The organism is Anabaena sp. CS-542/02, assembly GCF_028331085.1.
GTDB lineage: Bacteria > Cyanobacteriota > Cyanobacteriia > Cyanobacteriales > Nostocaceae > Anabaenopsis > Anabaenopsis arnoldii.
Genome location: NZ_JAQMTM010000021.1, coordinates 25,725 through 43,674 on the forward strand (window position 1 = coordinate 25,725; position 17,950 = coordinate 43,674).

At 41.0% G+C, this 17,950-nt stretch carries 14 protein-coding genes and 1 pseudogene; 11 read left to right on the top strand and 4 right to left on the bottom strand.

The window, feature by feature from the left end; all coding sequences use genetic code 11:
* Positions 1-53: 53 nt before the first annotated feature.
* The gene (locus tag PN447_RS02110; protein ID WP_271760425.1) at positions 54-335 is read right to left on the bottom strand and encodes a YkvA family protein; all 282 of its coding nucleotides are present in this window, start codon (positions 333-335) and stop codon (positions 54-56) included.
* A gap of 215 nt (positions 336-550) precedes the next feature.
* On the opposite strand from PN447_RS02110, the gene PN447_RS02115 reads away from it, so the two are divergent.
* The 3 genes from PN447_RS02115 (at position 551) to PN447_RS02125 (ending at position 2,491) form a co-directional block, all read left to right on the top strand.
* A complete protein-coding gene (locus PN447_RS02115; protein WP_271760426.1) occupies positions 551-1,291 on the top strand; it encodes a MotA/TolQ/ExbB proton channel family protein in 741 nt (246 codons plus the stop codon).
* 44 nt (positions 1,292-1,335) lie between these two features.
* The gene (locus PN447_RS02120; RefSeq protein ID WP_271760428.1) at positions 1,336-1,905 is read left to right on the top strand and encodes an ExbD/TolR family protein; all 570 of its coding nucleotides are present in this window, start codon (positions 1,336-1,338) and stop codon (positions 1,903-1,905) included.
* A gap of 223 nt (positions 1,906-2,128) precedes the next feature.
* Positions 2,129-2,491, top strand: coding sequence for a phage holin family protein (locus tag PN447_RS02125; RefSeq protein WP_271760430.1), 363 nt, complete (start codon positions 2,129-2,131; stop codon positions 2,489-2,491).
* Between the two features lie 122 nt (positions 2,492-2,613).
* Here PN447_RS02125 and psb29 read toward each other — a convergent pair whose 3' ends face one another.
* Positions 2,614-3,321: a photosystem II biogenesis protein Psp29 gene (gene psb29, locus PN447_RS02130; protein WP_271760431.1), complete on the bottom strand. Its 708-nt coding sequence runs from the start codon at positions 3,319-3,321 to the stop codon at positions 2,614-2,616.
* Between the two features lie 326 nt (positions 3,322-3,647).
* Complete coding sequence (hemF, locus tag PN447_RS02135; protein WP_271760432.1) at positions 3,648-4,694, bottom strand: oxygen-dependent coproporphyrinogen oxidase; 1,047 nt, start codon at positions 4,692-4,694, stop codon at positions 3,648-3,650.
* Positions 4,695-5,049: 355 nt separating this feature from the next.
* Between hemF and PN447_RS02140 the strand changes: the two are divergent.
* The 3 genes and pseudogenes from PN447_RS02140 to rodA form a co-directional block, all read left to right on the top strand.
* Positions 5,050-5,196: pseudogene (locus tag PN447_RS02140) on the top strand (SRPBCC family protein); the annotation flags it as partial.
* A 79-nt stretch (positions 5,197-5,275) separates the two neighbouring features.
* Positions 5,276-6,346 (top strand): Mrp/NBP35 family ATP-binding protein, encoded by a 1,071-nt coding sequence (locus PN447_RS02145; protein WP_271760433.1) that lies wholly within the window; start codon positions 5,276-5,278, stop codon positions 6,344-6,346.
* Positions 6,347-6,418: 72 nt separating this feature from the next.
* Positions 6,419-7,735 (top strand): rod shape-determining protein RodA, encoded by a 1,317-nt coding sequence (rodA, locus tag PN447_RS02150; RefSeq protein ID WP_271760435.1) that lies wholly within the window; start codon positions 6,419-6,421, stop codon positions 7,733-7,735.
* A 10-nt stretch (positions 7,736-7,745) separates the two neighbouring features.
* On the opposite strand, the gene PN447_RS02155 is transcribed toward rodA, so the two are convergent.
* Positions 7,746-8,789, bottom strand: a complete 1,044-nt coding sequence (locus PN447_RS02155) for a mechanosensitive ion channel family protein (protein ID WP_271760437.1) — start codon at positions 8,787-8,789, stop codon at positions 7,746-7,748.
* A gap of 74 nt (positions 8,790-8,863) precedes the next feature.
* Here PN447_RS02155 and PN447_RS02160 point away from each other — a divergent pair, with 74 nt between their 5' ends.
* The 5 genes from PN447_RS02160 to PN447_RS02180 all read left to right on the top strand — a co-directional run bounded on the left by PN447_RS02160 (position 8,864) and on the right by PN447_RS02180 (position 17,836).
* Positions 8,864-9,781: a histone deacetylase family protein gene (locus PN447_RS02160; protein WP_271760439.1), complete on the top strand. Its 918-nt coding sequence runs from the start codon at positions 8,864-8,866 to the stop codon at positions 9,779-9,781.
* Positions 9,782-9,873: 92 nt separating this feature from the next.
* Complete coding sequence (locus tag PN447_RS02165; protein WP_271760441.1) at positions 9,874-14,067, top strand: DEAD/DEAH box helicase; 4,194 nt, start codon at positions 9,874-9,876, stop codon at positions 14,065-14,067.
* On the top strand, positions 14,045-15,841 hold the full coding sequence (locus PN447_RS02170) for a hypothetical protein (protein ID WP_271760443.1): 1,797 nt from the start codon (positions 14,045-14,047) through the stop codon (positions 15,839-15,841). Before PN447_RS02165 ends, PN447_RS02170 begins: the two co-directional genes overlap by 23 nt.
* 155 nt (positions 15,842-15,996) lie before the next feature.
* Positions 15,997-17,136, top strand: a complete 1,140-nt coding sequence (gene gshA / locus PN447_RS02175; RefSeq protein WP_271760444.1) for a glutamate--cysteine ligase — start codon at positions 15,997-15,999, stop codon at positions 17,134-17,136.
* 229 nt (positions 17,137-17,365) lie between these two features.
* Positions 17,366-17,836 (top strand): tRNA (cytidine(34)-2'-O)-methyltransferase, encoded by a 471-nt coding sequence (locus PN447_RS02180; protein WP_271760446.1) that lies wholly within the window; start codon positions 17,366-17,368, stop codon positions 17,834-17,836.
* The last annotated feature ends 114 nt before the right edge of the window (positions 17,837-17,950 follow it).

Below are 17,950 nucleotides of genomic sequence, written 5' to 3' on the forward strand. Positions count from 1 at the left end.
CCAAGGAGTCGCAGAGAAATATCCGTCTTTGCGTACCTTGGCGTTGAAATTTTTCAATCCACAGACACCGCATCAACATCAACAGTTTCAGTACTAGGTTGTTCAGAACCCTGACGCGCCTTCCAACCTGAGAGAACTAACCCAGACACCTCGGAAAAAACTATAGACAGAAGTAAAAAGTCATCAATTTGTCCGAGAATGGGTATGAAGTCGGGAGAGATATCTATAGGGCTGAGAATATAAACCAGTGTCCCTAAAATCACCCACCAACGATAAATAGGATTACGTAGCAAATTACGATACCAATTGTATAGTAATTGGATTGGAAATTTCATGTGTTTACCCTCCAGTTATTATTGATTTTGACAAACTTTCAGATAAATTCCCGGTAGGAATAACCGTCCCAGGTAGTATGGAAGACGCTAGTAATTTTCCTGGGCTAAATATTTGCCGGAAGATTTTGTACACGAATATGTAATTATGCATTAATCTTGAGAATTAAAATGCTTTGGAATAGTTGCTGTTGAAATCGAAAGAGGAACCCTAACCAGTGGATATTTTAGATTTGTTTGAAAAGGGCGGCCCGGCTATGTGGCCTTTGCTGGCGCTGTCGATTCTATCTATAAGTGTGATTTTTGAGCGTCTGTGGTTCTGGCTAAGAATTATGACCCAAGAAAACCAAATTGTGGATCGTGTATTAAATACTGCCAAAGATAGTTGGGAAGTAGCGGCGGATATTGCTAGAAAGTCCCGCCATCAACCCATTGGACGCTTTCTTTATGCCCCCTTAAGCTTACACAAAAGTGATCCGGAAACCTTTAGATTAGCACTGGAGTCCACCGCCGAAGATGAATTAGCCGGGATGCGCCGGGGTGAAAAACTCTTAGAAGTTATCATCGCCCTGTCTCCTCTGTTGGGATTGCTGGGTACGGTTTTGGGTTTGATCCAATCTTTGCGTTCAATTCGCATTGGTGATTTAGGAACCGAATCTACGGCTGGTGTCACTACTGGTATTGGTGAATCTTTAATTAGTACCGCTACTGGCTTAATAGTGGCCATTATCAGTTTGGTCTTTTATCGCCTATTTCAAAGTTTTGTAGTTGACCAGGTGAAAATTTTTCGTAAAGCGGGTAATGACATGGAATTGTTATATCGCCAGTCTCCCCCTGACTATGAAAAAATTCATTCTCTCATGGTTGCCGAGTCTTTACAAGACAGTAATACTCCTCCGCCCAGGGGAGATAAAAACCCTTTTGGTGAAGCTCCTCAACCCCCCAATGCAACTGAGTAGTTAGATTCTGAGAAATAGTTAAAAATTCTACACCCAAACCAGGTATGAAAATTAATTTACAGAGTCCAGTTGAAGAAACACAAATTCAAATCCTCCCCTTAATTGATGTCGTTTTTTGCATCCTGACGTTTTTTCTGTTGGCGGCTTTGCAATTTACTCGACAACAGGCGATTAATATTGATTTACCTAAAGCTAGTACAAGTACAGCCACTGGTCTCACCTCACAGAGTGCGACTCGTATTATCACTCTTGATGCTATAGGTAATCTTTACATAGAAAAGCAGCCTGTACAACGAGATCAGTTAGTACAAAACTTAAGGCAATATCTCGCGGCTAACCCTAGTGGAGCTTTGGTGTTAAATGCATCTCGTACAGCAACCTATAATGATGTAATTTCAATTTTAGACTTGATGCGGCAAGTAGGTGGCGATCGCGTTTCTCTGGGAATTATACCAGGACCCGCCCCATTAACCAGTGACTCATTTAGTCTACCTAATTTTCCCATGGCACCAGTTCCAGGGGTGAATCCTGATGTCCTGTCGCCAGTGTTACCCAATGAACCAGCACCCCAAGTCCCTATAGCACCTGAAACTACTCCCACACCGCAAAGGTAATATAAAAGTATAGAAATTCTCCCGTAACCCCTCTCCTGAGCCAGCAGAGGGGTCTATTTTCATTCCAATTCCCAGGGGTTAAAGCTAAAGATATCTGGAATAAAGTATGTTTAGATAAAAATATCTGTTAATTTATAAATAATTGGTTAAGCTTCAAAAATTTATCCCTGGTCAGACTTAGTAATTTAGCGCCGATCACCGTTCACGTTTCAAGGGTTGTGGCATGAATATTGTGACGCTTTTAATTGTTTGGGTAGTAACATCTATCAGCTTATTGATTATTAGTAAGCTCCCTTTGGGAGTGGAAATTGACTCTCCACAAAAGGCATTTTTTTCCGCAGCAGTTCTGGGTATTGTCACAGCAGTAGTGAGACCTATTTTAAGCCTCATATTTACAGTACCCGATTTACTGACCTTCAACTTATTATCCGGCATTTTCACCTTTATGATTGCCGTTGTGTGTTTTAGTATTGCGGCTTGGTTAGTAGAGGGGTTCCGCTTACGTTTTGGCATCTGGAGTGCTGTACTAGGAGCTTTTGCCTTGACTATCATCAACAGCCTGATTTACAAATTATTAGGTGTTTAGGAAAAAAGGATTAATTCGTAGTTCGTAATTCCTAATTAATTGAGGTAGCAACTCCTCAACTTATGAATGGAAACAATCAAATTTGTTCCTGAGCAAGAACTACGAATTACGAATTATAGTGACTATTCGGTTACAGATGGGGGAGCAACTGGGGTAGTAGTTTGTTGTTGACGCTGTTCGCGTTTCTTGCGATCAGCAGATACCATATCTGCCATAACTACCAGGGCTTGAGCCATCTTTTCCAGATTAGAACTGTATAGTTCCAAATCCTTAGTAAGTTTTTCATCAGATAGATGTAAACCAGCCGCAATGCTTTTTAATGCTTCGGTTCGTTGTTTTTCGTCCTTGACTAGCTCAGGAGCCGACTGTTCTAATAATGTGAATAAACCAACCGCAAATAAGCGGCTGTATTTAAACTGGGAATTGTTAGCGATCGCTTGGAGTTGTCCTTGTAAATCAGGATCTCGATCTAAATGAGTGGTTTGGCTTAACCAAGCAATTAAATCCTGTACTAGTAGGTCTTGGGCTAAGGCTTGCAGCCGTTGGGCATCCTCTCGGTAACGTTGCGGTTCTTGTTCCACAGCCTGACATAAGGCATTAAAAATCGATTCCTGATCTCGTTCCGGTTGGTAGCCTTGCATAAAGCGGTCAAAGCTGGTGACTACACCCAAGGCATAAATTGGATTGTAGGTAAAACCACTATTGACTGATAGCAGATGCATTTCCACCATCAACTCTTCTACTACCCGACGATAAATGGTGTTAATCGGTCGGGTGTGCAGCGAGTAAAAAGTTCGTTTTGTATCTGAGACAGTACGGACGTTATTCACGAATAAAATGTTAAGAATGTTAAGAGCGACGTTATTACATTTTGTCGCTTAAAGGTGACTTTGCCAAGTTCAGGTTTCCGATCCGTATCATTTATAAGTTTTTGTCCAAATTTAATTGCCTTGGGTAAGTATTGACTTTGGTTTGTCTATGGACATCTTTAGCCCTTGTTTGGCGAGCCAGCTAATATTTTGACAATCCCACAAAGATTTGAGATTTTGAAACGGATACAGGAAAACCACAGGAGGATTGATTTGACACTCTGCTCCCCATCCCTGGACGTTGATCCCCATCTGACATGAGTCTAGATGGGGACTTCCCTGCGGTTTTATTGAGTTTTAGTTGTCCAGTTGACCCAATCTTGAGGTTTGAGGAAAATTTCATACAACTCGGCTTCTGGAGTATTGGGTTCTGGCTGGTAACCGTATTCCCAACGGACCAAAGGAGGTAAAGACATGAGAATAGATTCTGTACGTCCGTTGGTTTGGAGTCCAAAAATAGTGCCTCGGTCATAAACCAAGTTAAATTCTACATACCTACCGCGACGATAGAGTTGGAAATTCCGTTCGCGATCGCCATATTCCATTTCCCGTCGCCGTTCCACAATGGGCGTGTATGCAGGCAAAAATGCCCGGCCACAATCTTGCACCAAAGCAAATAAATCTTCCCAATTGCGGGTTGATGGTGCCCCCACTTGTTGGCTATAAATAGCTGCCTGTCCATTGGGGTCATGACCGCGATATAACATACCCTGGCCATCTTGGTAATCCAAAAATATCCCACCGACACCACGGTTTTCGTTCCGATGTTTCAAGTAAAAATATTCATCACACCAGCGCTTAAACACCGGGTAATACTCCGGGTGATGTTGGTCACAAGCTTGCTTAAGTGTGTTATGAAAATGCGCGGCATCTTCAGCAAAGGGGTAATAAGGAGTTAAATCAGCACCGCCACCGAACCACCACACTGGGCCGGCTTCAAAATAGCGGTAATTCAGGTGAACTGTGGGCACATAAGGATTGCGGGGGTGTAGTACCAGTGAAGTACCTGTAGCATAAAAACCCTGTCCTGAGGCTTCTGGGCGTTGGGCTAAAATTGATGGGGGTAGATGAGAACCCCAAACTTCAGAGAAATTTACACCAGCTTGTTCAAATACTGCACCATCACGCAGCACACGCGATCGCCCGCCACCTCCTTCCGGACGTTCCCAACTATCCTCATGAAACTTACCTACACCATCTACTGCTGCCAGTTTTTGGGTAATTTCATCTTGTAACTGTTTCATAAACTGACTTACCCTCGACTGAGAATCAGTTGGAGGTAAAGACTGGGATGGTGTTGCGTCTACAGTTGGCGTTTGCGAATTAGTCAACATAGATTCCGAGACTTAAATTACATTTTCTAAAAAGCCACAAACTTGTTAATTCTCAAATTTGTGGACAAATCCAGCCAATTTATCGGCTTAATTTGCCTAATCTGCTTTTGTCTTACTTGTCAGCATTTACAAGATTGATGGGCATGACTAGAGTTATTTTCCCTCAAATGCGTATAGGCTTGTATATTAACTGAGTTTTTTTTGTACTTCTTGATGTAAACATTCTGGTATCAACACTAGACTCTGGTGAATGACTCTATGAGCGATCTCTACTTTGAGGTAATCTGATTCACCATACCAGAGTCATCAGCAGGTGCATAGGAAGGAGGATGAGGTAAATGCGAAGTTGGTTATCGGTTGGTTGTCCCCTCTGATTTGGTCATTATCACGCCCTTATGCAGATCGTGTGGCACGTTCCTTAGTGGAATACGTAGAAAAGGCTGCATTAGCAACAGTCTCAGGGAAGAAAAAATCACTCCATGATAGTTGTTTTGATTTTTAGGGAATCCAGACCACTTTCCAAACAAAGTTAAGATCATGTTAGATGATCATAAAATTTTCTTAAATTTTGTTACAAGAGTATGTACGATGTTCTTGATTCCGAGTCAGTTTTAGCAGTTTTGCGACCAGTAGAAGACCCAGAACTCCGCAAGAGTTTGGTGGAACTGAATATGATTCGCAACGTCAAAATTGAGGATGGCAAGGTTAGCTTTACTTTGGTGTTAACCACACCAGCTTGTCCCCTACGTGAATTTATCGTTGAAGATTGCAAAAAAGCGATTAAACAGCTACCTAGTGTTACAGAGGTAAGTGTAGATGTCACCGCAGAAACACCCCAACAAAAAAGCTTACCAGATAGGACTGGAATTACTGGTGTGAAGAATATTCTGGCTGTTTCGAGTGGTAAAGGCGGTGTTGGTAAAAGCACAGTAGCGGTGAATGTAGCTGTAGCTTTAGCACAAACAGGGGCAAAAGTGGGATTGCTAGATGCCGATATTTACGGACCTAATGACCCAACTATGCTGGGGCTAGCTGATGCTGAAATTGTTGTGCGTTCCACAGACAACGGTGACATTCTCGAACCGGCTTTTAATCACGGTGTCAAATTAGTCTCAATGGGCTTTTTGATTGACCCAGACCAGCCAGTGATTTGGCGCGGTCCCATGCTCAATGGTGTGATTCGCCAGTTTCTCTATCAAGTGGAATGGGGACAACTGGATTATTTAATCGTCGATATGCCACCGGGAACCGGTGACGCTCAATTAACTTTAACCCAGGCAGTGCCGATGTCAGGGGCTGTAATTGTTACTACACCGCAAAATGTCGCCCTGTTAGATTCACGTAAAGGTTTGCGAATGTTCCAGCAAATGAATGTCCCTGTGTTGGGAATCGTAGAAAATATGAGCTACTTTATTCCCCCAGATATGCCAGATAAGCAGTATGACATCTTTGGTTCCGGTGGCGGTTCCAAGACAGCATCCGAGTTGGGAGTACCTTTACTGGGATGCATTCCTCTGGAGATTTCCACCAGAGTAGGCGGCGATATTGGTGTACCAATAGTTATAGCAGATCCAGATTCAGCCTCAGCACAAGCATTAAAAGCGATCGCTCTAAATATCGCTGGTAAAATATCAGTTGCCGCTCTGACATAATCAAGTAGTTCTTTTTTTATTCCTGGGTAATAGCCCAGGAATGCAGATTCAATATTAAAGATAAATTTGCACATGATCTTCAAACGTTTTATCCCCCAAACTCGCCGGCAATATTGGCTTAATTCCTGGCAGCAAATGGATTGGCTGCTATTTTGGCTGACTATAGGCATTAGTACATTTGGTGGCTTAATGATATTGAGTACGGAATTAAGACAACCGGTGACTGACTGGTTCTGGCACTGGTTGGTAGCAGGCATTGGCGCTGTGATAGCCTTGTTTTTAGCTCGTAGCCGTTATGAAAATCTGATTCAGTGGCATTGGGTAACATACGCACTCACAAATCTCAGTCTGATCGCGGTCATGATCATTGGTACCAGCGCCAAAGGAGCGCAGCGATGGATTAGCATTGGTGGGTTTAACGTCCAGCCTTCGGAATTTGCCAAAATCGGAGTGATTATCACCTTAGCGGCTGTATTGCACAAGCGCACAGCGTCTACCTTGGAAAGTGTATTTCGGACTTTGGCAATTACTGCTATTCCTTGGGGATTAGTATTTTTACAGCCAGATTTGGCCACATCTTTGGTATTTGGCGCCATCGTCTTAGGAATGCTGTACTGGGCAAATGCTCATCCTGGCTGGCTGGTGCTGATGATTTCGCCGATAATTTCTGCTATTCTGTTTAGTATAAATTGGCCTTTGTCAGAGCCAGTAAATGTATTTAACATATTATCTTTCGGAGTTTTAGGGTTAGTTTGGGTAGTGGCTATGGGTATTGTAGGGTGGTATACTCTCCCCTGGCGTAAATCTGCCCTCAATGGTATTGGCGCATCAGTTCTCAACTTGTTAGGTGGTGAATTGGGAGTTTTTGTCTGGGAGTATATATTGAGGGATTATCAGAAAAACCGCCTAACTGTATTTCTCAGACCTGGACAGGATATTTTTGGAGTTGGCTATCATCAACACCAGTCTCGCATCGCTATAGGTGCTGGTGAAGTTTGGGGATGGGGTTTGTTTAAAGGTCCGATGACACAACTAAATTTTGTTCCCGAACAACATACAGACTTTATTTTCTCCGCCGTGGGGGAAGAACTGGGTTTTGTGGGTTGTTTAGTGGTGCTTTTCGTCTTCTGTTTGATCTGCTTTCGCCTATTGCGTATAGCTGAAACTGCTAAAGATAACTTTGGCTCATTGTTGGCTATTGGTGTTTTGTCAATGATTCTCTTTCAGTTATTTGTTAACGTAGGAATGACTGTTGGTTTAGCCCCTGTAGCAGGAATTCCCCTACCTTGGATGAGTTACGGACGTTCGGCTATGTTGACCAATTTCATTGCTTTAGGTTTAGTGGAGTCGGTAGCTAATTTTCGACAACGAAAAAAGTATTATTTTTGACGGCGGTGAATTAGTTTACATCAAGATTTGAATTTTCAGATCCCTGATTATGGAAATAAACCTCTCTGATAGGAAAGGGGATTTGGATTCCTTCTTGTTGATAGCGTTTATGTAATTTTTTAATTAGTAAGTGTCTCGCAATGCGCTGGTCAAAATATTCATTTACCCGCATAGATAATTTAAAATCTATACTAAAATCATTAAAGGTATGAAATCTAATAATAGGTTCATTTTCTATTAACTCCGGGGCAATTTCTGCCACCACTTCTTTGGCTACTTCTACAGTCACTATTTCTACTTTTTCTAAATCACTTTCGTAACCGACACCGATATCCATGATTAAAGTAATTGCCTTAGCTGGTAGGTGATAGTTAGTAAAAATCGCTGATGCTAGGCGAGAATTAGGAACAACAATAATATTATTTTTAATCTCTTTAATAGTTGTATTCCGCCAATTGATATCTGTAACATACCCTTCATATCCATCATCTAATTTCAGATAATCTCCAGTTCTCACTTGCTTAGAGATAATCAGATAAAAACCAGAAAATAAATTAGCCAATGTATCTTGGAGCGCCAAACCAACGGCTAAACCACCAACTCCTAAAGTTGTGACTATCGGTGTAATTTGCACACCTATAGTTTGCAGGAGGATGAGTATTCCCAAGATGAAAACACTAATCTTAGCTAAATTAGAAATTAAAGATGCAGGTACTCCTGCTGTTCTCTGTATGAATAAATTTACAAAACCAGCAGTCAATCTAGCTAAGACTAAGGTGACTGAGTAAAGTAATAAAATGGTAATTATTTTTTGCAGGATAATTTTAAGATCATTGTTGATATTCAGGGAAGAATACAAAAAAGCACCAGAGAAACCTGCTAGCAAAAACCAAAAAAATGTCATGCGGTGTAAAGCTGTAAATATGATTTCACCGCCTGGTATCTGCTTTTCAAGAACAAATTCTCTGAGTTTTTTAAAAAAAACTTTTTCACCAATCAATCCAGCCATCCAGCCAAGGAGAATAAATACTATTGGTACAATCCATTGCTGCATAATTAATTTAGAGTTTTATATTTTTGCTAAATTCTAGCTTGTCTATTTGCCTGATTTACTGGTAATTTTAGATTATGGAACTGCCAATTATTTACCATCCAGATTATATTACATCATTACCACCAGGGCATCGCTTCCCGATGTCCAAGTTCCGACAACTCTATGAATTGCTGTTAGCTGACGGTGTAGCGCAAACAGCACAATTTCACACACCATTACCCCCACCCCGCGAGTTAATTAAGTTGGTTCATACTCCAGAATATGTTCAAGCTTACTGTGAAGGAACGCTAGAACCAAAAGCACAGCGTCGTATTGGCTTACCGTGGAGTCCAGCACTGGTAAATCGTACTTGCGTCGCGGTTGGTGGTACAATACTTACTGCCCAGATGGCACTGAGTCAGGGTTTAGCTTGTAATACAGCTGGTGGTACTCATCATGCTTTTCCTAGTTATGGTTCTGGTTTTTGTATTTTCAACGATTTAGCGATCGCTTGTCGAGTGTTACAAAAACTCGGACTTGTGCAAAAAGTTCTGATTGTGGATTTAGATGTGCATCAAGGGGATGGTACCGCTGTCATTTTCCAAACAGATGAGAGTGTATTTACTTTCTCCATGCACTGTGAAGTTAATTTTCCTGGTACTAAACAAACCAGTGATTTGGATGTTCCCCTGAGGGTCGGAATGGAAGATGATGAATATTTACAAACTTTGGCGAATTATTTACCAGATTTGCTGTCCAACATTCGCCCTGATTTAGTATTATACGATGCAGGGGTAGATATTCATATCGGCGATCGCTTAGGAAAATTAGCCCTGAGTGATACGGGAGTTTTCCGCCGGGAAATGCAGGTTTTAAGTACCTGCGTGGGTGCTGGTTATCCTGTAGCTTGTGTTATTGGAGGGGGTTACGCTGATGATATGAGGTCTCTGGTTTGGCGACACTCTTTGTTACATCGTGCTGCTACTCAGGTTTATCATCAGTATAGGCTATAAATTAGTTCCCCACCTTGGCGCAGTGGTTCTTTGTTTTTTTTCCCAGGTGCTAAACTATATTATCTCACACATCAGTAAATTCCAGTGTATCTATGCCCACTTTTTCCCACACGCAAAATTACCAAACATGGAGTTATAAATGTGTTAATTCAGTGGCTCAAAATGAGATAATTGATTTACTGGGTGAGGAAGTTTGTCTGTTTTATGTGCGTCGTCAAGGTCTGGGAAAACATCAAGATGAGGAAATTTGGCAGTTAACAATTGCCACTGATAAAGATGATTTTCCCTTACCTAAAAAGCTGGAAAACCAAGGCAAAACATTAGGTTTGATTGCTGCTATTTCCCAGGATGGAATAGGCGGTTTAAAAATTTTATCCATTCGGTTTTTGCCACTTTCCCGGGGACAGGCTGATGGTTACTCTGTTGGTTTTACCTTACGTTTGCTGTCTCATGCTCAACATCGTTTAGGTATTCCTAAAGTTGCATTAGCACGCATGGGCAAAATGCCTATTTGCGGTGATCATATACCGACAGAAGAACAGTTACAAGCCTGGAAAGCATTTTTACAAGTTGAGGAAAATATTGCTAAATCCCGTCAGTTTTGTGTGGCGTTTATCAGTAATAATTATGGGCGGAATAGCAGAGATATTACCTTTGAAGTAGATGTTACCTCGGCTACTCTCGATGGTGCTGAACAAAATTATTTAAATGTCTCCAGTTTCTGGGAACGGGTAAAACGTTCCAAAAACCAAGAAGTTAAACTTTCGGAAACTGTTCCTACAGGAAAACTAACTTACAAAATTCCTCAACTAGGTACAATTGATCAAGTTGATGTGAAAAATTGTTTAATCAAAGTCAAGTTAGAACGGGAAGTATCGGAATATATCGCTACACAACGTTATCAAATACCAGTGAAGGGATTTTTATTTTTTGATGCTGCTGGTGATATTCAACAAGTTAGGCGCAAGAAGGAAGCTTTGGAACAATTAAAGCAGGGACACACTCAAAATCCTTACTTGGGTAACTTTTTATTCGATGCTTCCCAGTCCAGGTGTATTAAAAAAACTGTGTCACTGCAAGGGGATGATTTATTATTATCTTCTGCTAATGCTGGACAAAAAGCAGCTGTGGAGAAGGTCTTAGCAGCTGAAGATTTAGTTCTCATCCAAGGTCCCCCCGGTACTGGTAAAACTACTGTAATTGCAGAAATTTGTTATCAAATAGCCCTGCGGGGTGGACGTACTCTTATCGCTTCTCAAGCTAATTTAGCGGTGGATAATGCTCTGAGTCGATTAGTTCACAACCCAGTTATCCGCGCGATACGCAAAGGACGCGCCCACAAAGTGGGGGAGGAAGGACAGCCATTCTTAGAGGATCAAGTTATTGGTACATGGCTAGAAAATACGGCGAATGACTGTGAAAATAGTCTGGCTAAACGTCGGGAAAATGTGAAAATATTTGCTGATTTGTTGTTAGCATTCCCACAATTTACAGATTATTTACAGTTAGAAGAGGAACTAAATCAGCAACAAAATCAATTAAATCAGCAAAAGCAAATTTTAGCAGCAACCTGTAAAAATATAGCAGACATTTATCAGGAAAGTTTATCTGAAAAAATTCAGCTAGAATCTATTCGATTAGGCTTAGATTATGTACTCAAAAATGCCCCCAATATTAATTGGGAAGCACCAGAAGTTAAAAATTATTTACCACAGCTTCATTTATATACAGAAAATAATAGTTCGGTCGCGGATTTCTTGACAAATGTGGTTAAAGCTATCAAGTGGACTGATAAACTGGGTTTAGTCCGTCCTGCTCATGGTGCATTTGGTTTAGGATTTTGGTTGTGTGAAAATGTAGCTGTTCAATTAGCTGATTTTAAAACAGCATTCCATTACGCCCAAGATATAATTGTGGCAATGTCGGAGGTTGTCAACACAGTATCTCCGATTTCCCAATATCCTTCAAAAGACATTAATGAGCAGGAATTTGTAGCTAAACAGCAAAATTTACAGCAGACAATTCAAGGTTGGCAAAACCGCAAACGCGAGATTGATTATGTGATTGCAGCTGTTAAAGAATGGAAGTTTACAGCACCTATGGTATTATATCAAATAATTAAAGAATGCCAGCAGTCGGGACAAATATTAACGCCGGAATTGCTACAGTTACCACTGGGTTTGTTGCTGTTCGCCCAGCAGTTAAAGTTACCTATATTACCTCAAAAATATCAGGTGAATTTGCCAGACTTGTCAGGTTTAGCAAAAGCCTTTATTTATGAAACGGAGGGGGGCTTTGTTGATAGAATCGGTAAACGGCACAGTTTTAGTTACTTTGTAGAGCAAAGTTTTAGTCAAATTCCTATCGTGCTATCTGGGAGCGATCGCACTCAATGGCGTAAAATATACGAAGAGTTTAGTAACTATCAACTCCTGAACCTACATCAGCGCCAATTACTGGTGGAAAACACCCAGTTGTTTTTGCTGAGAATGCAGTCAGTCTATGGTACAGTTTGGGAATTAAATCACCTCGACTCTACCCTGAAGCGGGTTAGTGAAGAATTACTCGCGGATATTCTCACCAATGCGCGTCAATGTGTCGCACGAGTTAAAACTGAAACTGAAAAACACCTGGAGTATCTCCAACAGCAACTAACTCAACTGGAGATAACCACCCAAGAGCAAATATCCGCTACTTCATCTCAAATAAAAGTAGAACAAGTTATCAAGATTTTGCAGTTACTCAACCAACAGCAAAATGTCCCTGATAAATTACGCGGTTTAGTTACAGAATATCTGACAACACCATCAAAAATTTCGCAACATCCCCAAGAATTTGCTACTCATGTCAACACTGGGTTGGGTCATCTCCACAATTTAGAAACTGTCATCAGTTCCATTCAACCTGTTGCAGTCTTGGAGGTAATTAAAAAATCTTTAGATGACCAACTGCTAATTATACAACAACAAAACACACAGGCTCAACACAAACTACAAGAAACCCAAACCCAACTGGAAAAATTAAATCAACAACCCGATATACAACCCACAGAAGATTTAATTTTCTCCAGAAATTGGTGGAAACAGTTCTGGGAAACCATACCTGATAAATTTAAGCCAAAAAATCTTGATTTAGGCTTATTTGATCGGGAATTTTTACAGACTATCACAGCCCAGTTTGATGCTTGGCAAAACCAACTGAGTCAAGAAGAAACTTATCTCAACCGCTACCAAGATTTTACCCAAGATTGGATTGCTAAAGTCAAAAATCCCTCAGAGCGCGATCGCAACGACTTAAAACGCATTTACTTAGATAACGCGAACGTTGTCGGTATCACTTGTGTCCAAGCTGCAAATTACAACTTTACCCAAGAATTTAAAGCCTTTGATGTGGTCATCATCGATGAAGTCAGTAAATGTACCCCACCAGAGTTACTCATTCCAGCTTTAAAAGGCAAAAAGTTAGTCTTGGTAGGTGACCATCGCCAATTACCACCCATGCTTGATACTAGCACAGTAGCAGAAGTTGCTCAATCACTGGGGAGCACAAAATCAGAACTGCAATTTTTAGAAGAGTCATTATTTAAAATTCAGTTTGAAGCTGCTGACAAAAGCATTAAACAAATGTTGACTACCCAATATAGAATGCACCCCTCCATTATGGCAGCCATCAATCAATTTTATCAGGGTAAATTAGAATGTGGGCTTTTAGCGCCTGACAGCCAACGCGCCCATAATTTGACAGGGGAAATTATCGACCAAAATCACCATCTTATCTGGGTAAACATCCCCAGGGATCTCGAATTCCAAGAAGAACGGGAAAATACTTCCTATTTTAATCCTCGCGAAGTTGATATAATTGAACGACTGTGTCAGCAATTCGAGCATACTTGGGCTACTAAAATCGCCAATGGTGCAGCCAAAAAGGAAATTGCAGTCATTACATTCTATGGCGCACAACTGAAAAAAATTGAGCAACGTTTACAACCAGAACTATTTCCTTCTTTGGAAATTCGCACAGGGACAGTGGATAGATTTCAGGGAATGGAACGCCCTGTGGTCATTGTGAGTATGGTTCGGAATAATCATCAAGGTGATGTTGGTTTTGCGAATAAACCAGAACGGGTAAATGTAGCTTTTTCTCGCGCCCAAGAACTACTAGTAATTGTAGGTTGTCATGATTTATTTACCCGTCAAGGTGGAAAAGTTGGAGATATGTATTTAGATATTTCCCGTACTGTAAATCGTCAAGGAGGTTTCGTTGATGTTTCTAGGTGCTGCGGCTAAACCTATTGACAAAAAACTCATAAACTTAGTAGAGGAAATTACCGCCCAAAATCCTCACTTATCAGTTTTAGCAGCCCATGAATTTCGCTATAGTTTACATCAAACTCCTGTAGAAATATCTATCCAGGAACCCCGGGAATTTAATGTACTCGAAGAATTTATTATCCGTGCTGGAATTGAGTTTTCACCTCCACCCACAGAAGATCAATTAGCATCCATATTAGGACTTGACCCTATATTTGTCCGCAGTACCGCAGCCAATTTGCAAAGGTTGGAAACCTTATCCGCAACATCCCCCATTACAGTTACAAATCAAGGACGAACTTTTTACTCCCAAGGTTCTGTACCACAACCTGCATATCCTGTAGAAATATATGCTGTTTCCGATGCTTTGGAGGGAAAGCTGATATTTTCTACTGAACCCTGGGATGATGTGTCGTTAAATTTACCTGATTTAGCAGATTTTATCAAAATTGCCCGTAAAATTAATGATATACCTGCTTTAAGCATTGAAAAAATCCAGAAATGTATTCAGTTATCAGGCTTAGATTTTCATGTCCCCGAATTAGGTAAAATTGTTACTCACTGTAAAGTTTTAGCCCCAGCGCAAATTATCTGGAAAAGTATATCTCTGTTTGTAATTTGCGATGCTGTCACACAAAAACTCAGGATCGAAATTAGAAGCGGTAAGCAAATTTTGGCATCAGCATCACAACGCATGGAAGTATTGCAAGGTAAAGGTAAAATACCATATCTTGCTTTATGTCAATTATCCGATGAAGCCGTTAAGGAGCGTGAAGCTACTCTTAATTATAAAAATACTCAAATAGAATCTCGATTACAAAAGCTTACCCCAACAGCTTTAAAGTTAGGCGATGGGGAAATTACTCCCACTTTTCGGGAAATTTTAAATTCTGCTAAACGGCAAATTATCATCTATTCTCCTTGTTTGAGTCAAGATATTATCAATAACGAATTTGTAACGCTGTTGCAAAAGTTGACTAATGATGGAGTGCGGGTTTTAATCGCATATGGAATTTCACCAGCAGATGTTATAGAAAAATTACGCTCTCTCAAAACGCCTCACTGTTTATCATCTGTACAGGTTTTCTGTCTGGCTGATTCCCATGTCAAAGAGGTTATAGTTGATCAAGAAACTTATTTTTGTGGATTTTATGACTGGGTTTCTTGTGGTGGGGAATATTTACCACAGGGTGAGTCTGTCTATAAAGTCACTGCTCCCCAGCAAATTGAGGAAGCATATCAATTTCTGCTTGATCGTTGCCAAAATCATGCACGAACTCAATGGGATATAGCTTTAGAAAACCGTGATTTGCAATTAGCTGTAGAGTCTTTGTCTGTGTGGGGTTTCCTGGGTATGCAAAATATCGCACTCAGGGAGATAGAAAAAAGCAACTGGTTGGAACTTATGCCAGTGTGGTTAAATATTCTACTTACAGATTTAAATTCAAAGAATTTACTACATGATTCTATAGCTTTGGCGCTTTCCCTGTTGACTCGGGTTTCCGGGGAGGAAACCTTTATGGAATCCTTACAGCAGGGATGGCGTAAAACCATCACGAATATAGCATATTATCAACCTGAAACTGCTTTAAACTTACTCAGTAGTCAAGTATGGGCTGATTTTGTCCGCCTAAATATTGCTCAGGAGGATGATTCACCAGATAAGTTCATTATACCACAAAATTTACCGCATCAGAAGAAACAATCAGTCTCACGCTCTGGGGTTAAGTCTAAAAATTCCAGAAAATAGGCTTTAAACAGCCTCTGCATTGTTTATACTCGCTGTCTTTGTGCTTCCTGAGATTATTATTAAATAATTGTAAATTATAAGTTAACTTAAATGTAGATGCAAAAATTCGTCTAATTCGATACAATTCTTACATTAGGAGAGGCGAGGAGAACAAAGTGGTCCTATTAAAAGGCTTTGAGATTGAGATGTATACTGGTACGCCTCAAGGTGAAATAGTCGGTCTCTCCGACAAAATTGTAGACTCTTTGGATGGATTTGTGCGGGAACCGGATAGCCGTAACGTGGAATACACCACCCAGCCATTGAGTGATTATGAGAAATTGTTGTGTGCTTTGCTGTGTCCCCGCCGCAATTTGCGACGCTACCTGCATAAGTTGGGTAATTATACTTTAATTCCTGGTAGCACTTTATCATTGGGCGGCAGCGATCGCTTTTTTCGTTCCAACCCCAATAACCCATATCATGAATACATTGAAAATACCTACGGGACAAAAGTAGTTACTGCCAGCGTTCATATTAACATCGGCATCAGTGACCCTGATGTGTTAATGCGGGCTTGTCGGCTCATTCGTTTAGAAGCTCCTTTATTCCTGGCTTTAAGCGCCTCGTCCCCGTTCCTGGATGGCAAAGCTACGGGTTATCATTCCACCCGTTGGGCTGTGTTTCCTCAAACTCCCGCCCATGTGCCCTTATTTACTAGTCATGCCCATCATATTCAATGGATGGAAGGACAAATAGCTGCGGGAACTATGCAAAATGTCAGGCATTTATGGACATCAGTCCGACCAAATGGCGATGGTCGTCCTTATGACTTGAATCGTCTGGAATTACGTATTTGTGACTTAGTTACCGACCCCATTGCTTTGCTAGCCATTAGTGCTTTGCTGGAAGCGCGTTTGTTACAGTTAATTGCAAACCCGGAACTCGACCCGTTAACCCAAAGTAGTTTTTCCCCCGAAGAATTGCTGACTATCACCGCCAGCAACGAAGCAGCTGCAGCTAGTGCTAGTCTTGATGCTCAATTACACCATTGGCAAGACGGTAGACCTATCCTTGCCAGAGACTGGATCGCCCAATTATATCAAGAAGTTTGGGGGATGGCTAAAGAACATGGTTTTAGCTGTTTCTTATCTCCTGTGCAGAAAATTCTCCGCGCCGGGAACGAAGCCCAACAATGGTTACAACTGCACGCGGTGGGTTTTGACTCTCAGCGTGTCCTGACTCAAGCTATTGTCGCCACTGAAGAACGGGAAGTTGAATTAGAAAACAAATTATGTTCGCCCCTGGTAGCTTAATGGTTCCGTCTTCATCCTGAAGGTAGATTTGGACAGAGAAACCCCAGAATTATTTTCTCTCCCCAAGATTCTTGGTGTCTGGGGTTTTAGGGAATTTGTTTTTTGTTTAAAAAAATTAATATCGAGGTGTTACTGAAGATTTATTAGAAAAACCTATGAATCGACTCTATCTAATGATAGACTTATAAGGATTTAAGTATAGAGGTATACAAAAAGTATTTTACAGACAATGCCCCAGATAGTTTTAGTTTATCCGCAAATACCACAAAATACAGGTAACATTGCTCGGACTTGTGCCGCTACGGGTACGGAATTACATTTAGTGGCTCCTTTAGGGTTTGAAATTAGCGATCGCTACCTCAAAAGAGCTGGTTTAGACTATTGGCCTTATGTCAAACTACACTATCACGAATCCCTAGCAGCCTTTCAAGCCACACATCGACAACGTGGAGGCAGATGCTTAGGCTTCACTGTGCGAGGTAATTTTAATTATGCCAGCTTTCAATTTCAAGCCGATGATTGGTTGCTTTTTGGCAGCGAAACCACAGGGTTACCATCCACAGTGCTGTCAGATTGCGATGCGAAACTGTATATTCCGATGTCAGAGCCTCATGTTCGCAGCCTGAATCTTTCCGTCAGTGTCGCAGTCAGTTTGTTTGAAGCTCATCGTCAGTTGGGCTATTTACTCTCACAATCCTGATGCGATCGCAAATCTTGATCTCAGAGGTTGTTTGATAAGTTTTCAACAGGTAATTTTTATCTTAGGGAACAGGGAACAGGGAACAGGGAACAGGGAACAGGGAACAGGGAAGGA

Bases quoted from the DNA above. Each gene is read 5' to 3' on its own strand.
- PN447_RS02110 (WP_271760425.1), bottom strand. From the start codon at position 335: ATGAAATTTCCAATCCAATTACTATACAATTGGTATCGTAATTTGCTA.
- PN447_RS02120 (WP_271760428.1), top strand. From the start codon at position 1,336: ATGAAAATTAATTTACAGAGTCCAGTTGAAGAAACACAAATTCAAATC.
- PN447_RS02125 (WP_271760430.1), top strand. From the start codon at position 2,129: ATGAATATTGTGACGCTTTTAATTGTTTGGGTAGTAACATCTATCAGC.
- hemF (WP_271760432.1), bottom strand. From the start codon at position 4,694: ATGTTGACTAATTCGCAAACGCCAACTGTAGACGCAACACCATCCCAG.
- PN447_RS02145 (WP_271760433.1), top strand. From the start codon at position 5,276: ATGTACGATGTTCTTGATTCCGAGTCAGTTTTAGCAGTTTTGCGACCA.
- rodA (WP_271760435.1), top strand. From the start codon at position 6,419: ATGATCTTCAAACGTTTTATCCCCCAAACTCGCCGGCAATATTGGCTT.
- PN447_RS02155 (WP_271760437.1), bottom strand. From the start codon at position 8,789: ATGCAGCAATGGATTGTACCAATAGTATTTATTCTCCTTGGCTGGATG.
- PN447_RS02160 (WP_271760439.1), top strand. From the start codon at position 8,864: ATGGAACTGCCAATTATTTACCATCCAGATTATATTACATCATTACCA.
- PN447_RS02165 (WP_271760441.1), top strand. From the start codon at position 9,874: ATGCCCACTTTTTCCCACACGCAAAATTACCAAACATGGAGTTATAAA.
- PN447_RS02170 (WP_271760443.1), top strand. From the start codon at position 14,045: ATGTTTCTAGGTGCTGCGGCTAAACCTATTGACAAAAAACTCATAAAC.
- PN447_RS02180 (WP_271760446.1), top strand. From the start codon at position 17,366: ATGCCCCAGATAGTTTTAGTTTATCCGCAAATACCACAAAATACAGGT.